The organism is Ornithinimicrobium jinqii (genome assembly GCF_045032595.1).
Taxonomy (GTDB): domain Bacteria; phylum Actinomycetota; class Actinomycetes; order Actinomycetales; family Dermatophilaceae; genus Ornithinicoccus.
Window position 1 is genome coordinate 1 of the sequence record NZ_JBJFZS010000050.1, and the last position, 6,815, is coordinate 6,815.

The window sequence follows — 6,815 nt, forward strand, 5'->3', positions numbered from 1 at the left end:
TCGGCACGCCCTCAGCGGCCAGCCTCCTGATCAACGCCCAGTCCTCCATAGTGATCACACTCCAATCGTCGGCAGAGTGTCCACTTTTCGAGCGCCGCTACTGTCTAGTTTTCAAGCGCCGCCGACACCAAACTCTGCACGAGCTCACAGCGGCAGAGGCGGATGTTCGAATAGCCATCGTTCACCTGCCGACTCCCATACGGTTGACAAGTGCAGTTTGACAGGGCGAGGTAGTGACAAGCACGGCCCTCCGGGATGCCTGATCACTTTACGTAGCGGAAAGCCGGGAGTAGGCTCTCCGGATCTGAGACAGCGACGTCCACGGCGAAGGGAGACGCCATGAAGGTTCGAGCAGTCGTCGCAGCAGGTGCACTGGTACTGGCGGCACCCACCTCAGCCGTCGCAGTCTGGGGAGGGACGCCGGACGGGGACGACCACCCCAGCGTCGGAGGGATGTTCTACGACTTCGACGGCAGCGGGACCATCAGCGGCGACGAACTTGGTTGCTCCGGGTCCTACGCCGGCACCCACGGCGACCACGACGTCTTCCTCACCGCTGGACACTGCCTGCCGCCGCCGGAGTTCGACATCCCGCCGGAGGCGCTCAACGTGTCCTTCGACCCCGACCTCAGGGACGGCGTAGCCTCTCCGATCCAGGCCCAGGAGTACCACGTCATGCCCGGCTTCGGGCACGACCGTGGCGACCTCAAGGACCTGGGAGTGCTGCTGCTGCCGTCCGGCTCGGTCGACGCCGCGTTCGACTCGCCGCCACCGGTCCAGCTCCCACCCGAGGGTCACCTCGATGACCTGAAGAGGGACGGCGAGCTGAAGTTCAGGACGGTCGAGGTCGTCGGGTACGGCGTCACGCCGGTCTGGGAAGGGGCAGGACCGACCACCTTCGAATACGACGGCATTCGCCAGGCAGGGACGTCGATCATCACCGGCCTGCGTCCGGCCAACGTGCTTTACAACCAGAACCCGAACGGCATCGGCACCGGATCGGGTGTCTGCTTCGGCGACTCGGGTTCACCGCAGCTGGACGTCGGGACGCTCACCGTCATGTCGGTGACAAGCGGCGGCAACAGGCACTGCAACGCCCACAACTACAACTACCGCGTCGACACACCCACGGCCCGGGAGTTCCTGGGGCAGTTCATCGCGCTCCCCTGACGGAGCCGCCCCAAGGGGTGCCGGGCGGCCTCGGCGTCCAGGTCGCGCCCAGCCCCCGCGCTGAGCGCTTTCGCGGTCAATTTCGCCGCCCGCGATGGCCGCCCGCGATAGCCGCCGCGGAGAACCAACGCCGGAACCACCGTTCAGCGGAACCGCAGCGGGCAACACCGGGTCCCCACACGACCCGCGGCAGAAGCGGGCACCCTCCGCGATGGGTGTGTATCCCGCCAGCCTAGTTCTTCATCGCGGCGCCACGGGTGTCGAGCCGGTCCGGTCGCCTGAGGTGCGTCTAGGGCCGGGACGCTGGGTCCAGGAGGTGCCTGATCCGAAGCGCCGACGCTGCGCCGGCGGCGTCCCGGTGCACGTTGGAGACAGCGCTCGGCGCCGCCGGCGGGTTTCATGGGCGGTGGCGCTGACGCTGGGCAGTCTGCAGGGTGCGGAGGTGCCACCATTCTCTCCGTGCTCGTCCCCGTCACCTCGGGTCAGGAGCTGCTGCGGGTCAGTACTGGTGCGAGGCGTTGTGGTCGACGTTGGTGACTCTTGCCCGGATGTAGGGGATGTCACCGTTCTCGTGTGCGTAAAGGGCCTCGCCTGCGGTCGGCACCTTCACACCGTCGAACTGCCCGTAGTCGTGGATCGGCGTGGACCACGGCACCACCGTCCCGCGCTCACGGTCGTGTCGGTCGGCGGTCATGTTGGTGGGTCGTCCGTCGATGTCGAAGAAGAACGTGGCCGTGCCGGTGACGCCGCCGTAGGTCATGGTGGCGCGGGCGGACTCGTCGTCGACGGGTTCCCAGGTGATCTGGGGGATCAGGGCGCCGGAGGGGAACCACATGATCTCGTTCAGGTACCGCAGCAGGTCGCCCTGATCCATCCCGGGCCCGGTGTCCTGGGCGACCGGGACCAGGCCAAGCACCCGCATCTCCAGCGCGCCGCGACCGTTGAGGTAGCTGTCCTTGCCGATGACCGTGATGCCCGGCGCCATACGGATCGTCGCCTTCCACACGAAGGCCGGCGGCGACGTCGAGTAGTACTCCTCGGCGGTGAACGGGAGCCAGCCCAGGTCCCCGACGCGCAGCTCGCCCTCCTGCCTCAGCCGGACGGTGGAGGAGATCGGTTTGCCGACCGCCCCGGACCACCGCAGCCAGCGTTGAACCGGCTGCGGAAGCTCCACCAGATGGTCCTCGGACACCGGATCGCCGGTGCCGCCGTGGCCCGAGCCCAGCACGTCGCGGATCTCGCAGTTGATTCGTCGCTCGAGCGTGGACCTGCCGACCCGTATGACTGAGGTCAGCACGACGAAGGCGACGGTGAGCCCGCCGATGATGGTCTTCCCGCGCCTGTCCATGGTGACCGCCACTCTCATCGACGCACCATGTGAGGGTGCATCCCGGAACTCGTGCCCCCACGCTACGCAGGCAGCCTGCGTTCGTACAGGGGCCGATCCGCTGTCCCGGAAGGGTTCCCCGTCGGCGGAGACTGGGGGCCAGCCCCCTCGCCCACGGGGCGGCTGCCCCGTGCCTGGCCGGCGCTGCCTGAGGCGACATGGCGGGAAGGAGCACGGCACTCCGGGGCTGCACCGGGGAGCATGGGAGCTACCCAGCCGGTGATCCGGGCGCCGGCCCAGTGGCCAGTCCCCGCAGCTCGTCAAGCCAGCCGGTGATGAGCACCCAGGTGGCACCGGTGCCCTCGTACATCCCCGGATCGGTCCCGGCGGGGACGACCACGACGATGTCGCCGGGCGCGTCAGGACGGGCTGCGACCTCGGCCACCGCCTCGGCGGGGAGTACGTCGATCCGGCCCTCACGTGTCATGGCACCGAGCAGGACACCGTCCCATCGCGCGGCCCTGCCCAACGTTTGCTCGTTGCGGGTCATCGCCGACACCCAGACCGGGATGCGCGGCTGCTGGAGCGGGGGCGGCAGGAACTGGACACCGTCGAGCGTGTAGTGCGCGCCATGGTGGGAGAACGGCTGTGCCGACCACAGCCCCGACACGACGTCCAGCCCCTCGTCAAGCATGGCGGCGAGCCTGCTGCGGTCGGCGCTGCGGCCGAGCGCGGTGTACTCGGACGGCGGCTCGCCGAGGCCGACGCCCAGGACCATCCGACCGCCGGACAACCGGTCCAGGGTGACCGTCTGGCGGGCGACCTCCTGGGGCTGGTGCCGAGGCAGAGCCGTGACCGTCGTGCCCAGAAGGACACGCTCGGTCCGCACCGCGAGGGCCCCCAGCAGGACCCAGGCGTCGGACATCGGCACCGCGAAGTCGGGGGTCCCGACGACGTGGTGCCACAAGAACACGCCGTCCCACCCGTTGGCCTCGGCAGCGACGCCGAGCTCCACCAGGCCGCAGGGCTCGTCCATGACGGGGATGCTGAGACCCACTCGCACCCGGCCACTGTAGCCACCGGCGCCGCGCTGGTCGTGTCGTGCGGAGGGTGCGTGCTGCACCGTCAACGCGGTCGTCAGGGCGAGTGTGGTGTGGTCGGGGTGGAGGTGTTGCGGTGCCACGGCACAATCGAGGGCGTGACCGCTTCACCACCTTCGTCGGTCTCGACGTGGCGCCGAGGCGTTGCCACCACGCTCCCTGTCCTGATGCCCTTGGCGATGAAGGCAGTGTTCCGTGCGACCACCCGACGCTACGGGCCCGAGCGCGGGTACCAAGCTGGCTTCGCCGTGTACTGGGCCAGTTGCTGGGTCATGGCAGGGGCTGTCGTGGGTCCCCGACGTCTGCTCGGGCTCTGGCGAATGCCTGAGCGGGGGTTGCCTGCGCCTCGCTGGCTCGGTGCCGTCGTGCTGGTGGCGCCACCCCTGGGTGGCTTCGTGACCCAGTGGGTTCCCAACGTCCGAGCCAGCGGGCCCCTCGCAGCTGCCGTGGCGGCCGGCGTCGGAACCACGAACGCCCTCGCCGAAGAGGTGTTCTGGCGAGGCGTGCCCGTCGCCGTCTTCCCTGATGACCCGTGGCGGGGATGGCTCTGGCCCTCCGTCGGGTTCACCGCGTGGCACCTGGTTCCGCTCACAACAGGTTCCTCGAGCCCCCGTCGTCGCGCCCTCCTGCTCGCGGGTGCTGCGTTGGTCGGTGTGGGTTATGGGTGGATCGCCATCAGCACCCGGTCGCTGGTCATGGTCGCGCCAGCGCATGCGCTGACCGACTCCAGCGGGGTAGCTCCCGTACGGGCGAACTGGCTGACACGCAGGTCTTGACGATCAGACCCACCTCGCCCCGGTGCCACCATCTGGCCCGGCGCCGCACCCGCAGGTCGATCTGAGACCCACGGGACGTCCGGAGGCTCGGTTGTGTGTCTCACCCGGCCCGGATGAGGGGGGGTCGTGAGCGGAGTGCAGCTGCTCGACCAGAGCCGGGGTGAGGCCGGCGAGGTGATCCTGGGGGCGCTCGGTGCTGAGGAAGTCGACGGACTCGAAGGTGGCGACCACGACGTGGTCGACGTTCCGCCAGGGACCGTGGCGGTTGATCATCTCGGTCTGGAGCGAGCTCATGCTCTAGCGCGCCCAGCACCATCGGGGTGGTCATCGACGTGGCGCGTCAGCCGATCACCCGGAGCGAACGTGTCGATCACGAACGCGACGCAGACCCACCCAGCCGGGTCGGGACGTAGGTGGAGCCGGCCCACCGCAACCGGTTCGGTGCGACCGGGTCCACGTCCCCGGTGCACCGTGCCCGCCGCCCGCTGCGCGTGCTGGTCCGGGATCGTGGCCCTAGGGTCTGCGCCCCTACCTGGCGCCCTCCCGCCCTCCCGCCAATCGGCCCTGCAAGGCCGCTGCGCGTGATGCCGATGTTGCCGGTGGGTGTGCCCAGGGACGGGGGCGCGGTTCCTGGTCGCACGCTTCAGGTGTCGGTCCGGTTGCCTCGCGCCCGGAGACCGCTCACTCGGCGCCGGCGGACGACCGGGCGGTCCAGTGTCGATAGTGTGGCGGCCACGCCGGTGGGTCCGCATATCGCGCCCACAGCACACGCTCGATGTCGAGCTCGAAGAGCAGGTGGTCGACGGCCACCGGGCCGTGGTACGCGGACACAGCGGCTCCGCGGCGATCGCCGTCGGGTACCTCACGTGCGGTGCCGGTGACGTAGAACTCGTCGTTCACGGTCTCGGCCCCGACCGAGTGCAGCGCGTACCGACCATCACGCCGCAGGTCGGCGAGCTTCGGCGACGGAACGACGAACAGACCCAGGGTTGGGCCGAAGATGAGCGGATTGACCGGATGGACGCGCGGCCCGCCGTCGCGCCGGACAGTCGCGAAGTAGCCGAACCCGAAACCAGGATAGAAGAACAGCTGGCGGCCGGCGGCGGCGATGTCGGGGGCCTGCTCTTCCATCTCCGCCCAGTCGGCCACCAGACCGACGTTACTCCTCGGTCGCGCACATGGTCAGGTCGAGGCGGGCTCTCTGTCGACGTGGTACCGCTTCTCCAGAAGCACGACGAGGGCCCGCAGCATGGCTGCCGTCACGATCGTGAACGGAGTGGTGGGGAAGATCAGAAGAAGGCAGGGTCGCGTGTGATTCAGGGCGTGGAGGGAGAGACTTGAGGGCGATCGAGTCGCTCACGCGGCACACACTGCATGTGGCTACGCCTCACGGAGCGCGGCAGAGTAGTGCATCCCAGTCTGGGATGCCCGATGGTATGTTGATGGCATGACGACACAGATCGCGGTACGGCTCCCGGATGAGATGGTTCGCTTCTTGGACCGGAGCGTGGCCAGTGGCAAGGCACCCAGCCGAGCCGCACTGGTGGCCGCGGCCCTGGAGCGCGAGATGCGCCTGCAAGCCGCGCAGCAGGACGCCCAGACCCTGAAGAAGAAGGGCACGGCCGATGACCTCGACGAGCTCGTCACCTGGTCCGTAGCCCACGCGACACTGGACGACTGACCTTGCGCGAGATCTGCCTGGCGCGGCTGGACAAGACCCGCCCCGTGCTTGTGCTCACCCGCGACACTGCCCGCGCCGTGATGACCAAGGTGACCGTGGCTCCCATCACGCCGACCGTCAAGGGGCTGTCCAGCGAAGTGCCGGTAGGACGTGCAAACGGGCTGGACCACAACAGCGCTGTCTCGATCGACAACGTCCTGACCATCCCCGCCGACCTCCTGGGACGGACGCTGGGTTTCCTCACGCCCGAGCAGGAACACCACCTCGCAAGAGCCATCGTGCTGGCGTACGACCTCGAGGTGCCGCTGCTTGAAGAGCCGTGATCGCCCCTTAAGGGGCTCTTCAACTTTGAGCGTGGTGGGGCCCTGAAGTAGGGCTCGCGGCCCTGCGCCAACATGGGTGTTGTCGAAGCATCCAAGAGCGAGGACCGCGAGCGTGCACCAGCCTACGTTCGACGTCGATCCGGCGTCGATCCTGTTCAACCTGCCCGGCTACCGGGTCGTCTCGGCGAGCCCTGCCGTCGGTGAGCGACCGCGGCAGGTGCTCATCGAGACGATCGAAGCGGAGGGCGCCTGCCCCTCCTGCGGCGTGCTGTCCGCCCGGGTCCAGGCCCGGCCCAGGCAGCACGTCAAGGGGCTCTTCACAATGCAGGGTGTAGTTGGGGCCTGAATCCGCCGGCTTCCAGGAGTGCTCGGGCGATGTAGTGGGTGAGGTTGCGGAACCCGAGGGCCAGGCCGCGCAGGTGCTCAAGTCGACCATTC

The 6,815-nt window shown here is 68.8% G+C and carries 8 protein-coding genes; 5 read left to right on the top strand and 3 right to left on the bottom strand.

What is annotated here, in order from left to right; all coding sequences use genetic code 11:
* The first annotated feature begins 339 nt into the window (after positions 1 to 339).
* Positions 340 to 1,170, top strand: a complete 831-nt coding sequence (locus tag ACI3ET_RS16085; RefSeq protein ID WP_405034085.1) for a trypsin-like serine protease — start codon at positions 340 to 342, stop codon at positions 1,168 to 1,170.
* A gap of 499 nt (positions 1,171 to 1,669) precedes the next feature.
* Here the strand turns inward: ACI3ET_RS16085 and ACI3ET_RS16090 are convergent, their stop codons facing one another.
* Positions 1,670 to 2,536 carry a DUF6544 family protein gene (locus tag ACI3ET_RS16090; protein ID WP_405034086.1) on the bottom strand — a complete coding sequence of 289 codons (867 nt, stop codon included), beginning with the start codon at positions 2,534 to 2,536 and terminating at the stop codon, positions 1,670 to 1,672.
* A gap of 229 nt (positions 2,537 to 2,765) precedes the next feature.
* Positions 2,766 to 3,533: an LLM class flavin-dependent oxidoreductase gene (locus tag ACI3ET_RS16095; RefSeq protein ID WP_405034087.1), complete on the bottom strand. Its 768-nt coding sequence runs from the start codon at positions 3,531 to 3,533 to the stop codon at positions 2,766 to 2,768.
* Between the two features lie 384 nt (positions 3,534 to 3,917).
* On the opposite strand from ACI3ET_RS16095, the gene ACI3ET_RS16100 reads away from it, so the two are divergent.
* Positions 3,918 to 4,373 (top strand): CPBP family glutamic-type intramembrane protease, encoded by a 456-nt coding sequence (locus tag ACI3ET_RS16100; RefSeq protein ID WP_405034088.1) that lies wholly within the window; start codon positions 3,918 to 3,920, stop codon positions 4,371 to 4,373.
* A 681-nt stretch (positions 4,374 to 5,054) separates the two neighbouring features.
* On the opposite strand, the gene ACI3ET_RS16105 is transcribed toward ACI3ET_RS16100, so the two are convergent.
* Positions 5,055 to 5,522: a pyridoxamine 5'-phosphate oxidase family protein gene (locus ACI3ET_RS16105; protein WP_405034089.1), complete on the bottom strand. Its 468-nt coding sequence runs from the start codon at positions 5,520 to 5,522 to the stop codon at positions 5,055 to 5,057.
* Between the two features lie 298 nt (positions 5,523 to 5,820).
* Between ACI3ET_RS16105 and ACI3ET_RS16110 the strand changes: the two genes are divergently transcribed.
* From ACI3ET_RS16110 to ACI3ET_RS16120, 3 genes are all read left to right on the top strand, one after another.
* Positions 5,821 to 6,054: a ribbon-helix-helix domain-containing protein gene (locus tag ACI3ET_RS16110; RefSeq protein ID WP_131105788.1), complete on the top strand. Its 234-nt coding sequence runs from the start codon at positions 5,821 to 5,823 to the stop codon at positions 6,052 to 6,054.
* Positions 6,055 to 6,056: 2 nt separating this feature from the next.
* On the top strand, positions 6,057 to 6,377 hold the full coding sequence (locus tag ACI3ET_RS16115) for a type II toxin-antitoxin system PemK/MazF family toxin (protein WP_405034090.1): 321 nt from the start codon (positions 6,057 to 6,059) through the stop codon (positions 6,375 to 6,377).
* 112 nt (positions 6,378 to 6,489) lie between these two features.
* Positions 6,490 to 6,723, top strand: a complete 234-nt coding sequence (locus ACI3ET_RS16120) for a hypothetical protein (protein ID WP_405034091.1) — start codon at positions 6,490 to 6,492, stop codon at positions 6,721 to 6,723.
* Positions 6,724 to 6,815 lie beyond the last annotated feature (92 nt).

What these genes read in the sequence shown, in the direction of transcription:
- ACI3ET_RS16100 (WP_405034088.1), top strand. Translation starts at nt 3,918, where the DNA reads ATGCCTGAGCGGGGGTTGCCTGCGCCTCGCTGGCTCGGTGCCGTCGTG.
- ACI3ET_RS16090 (WP_405034086.1), bottom strand. Translation starts at nt 2,536, where the DNA reads ATGAGAGTGGCGGTCACCATGGACAGGCGCGGGAAGACCATCATCGGC.
- ACI3ET_RS16085 (WP_405034085.1), top strand. Translation starts at nt 340, where the DNA reads ATGAAGGTTCGAGCAGTCGTCGCAGCAGGTGCACTGGTACTGGCGGCA.
- ACI3ET_RS16095 (WP_405034087.1), bottom strand. Translation starts at nt 3,533, where the DNA reads ATGGACGAGCCCTGCGGCCTGGTGGAGCTCGGCGTCGCTGCCGAGGCC.
- ACI3ET_RS16110 (WP_131105788.1), top strand. Translation starts at nt 5,821, where the DNA reads ATGACGACACAGATCGCGGTACGGCTCCCGGATGAGATGGTTCGCTTC.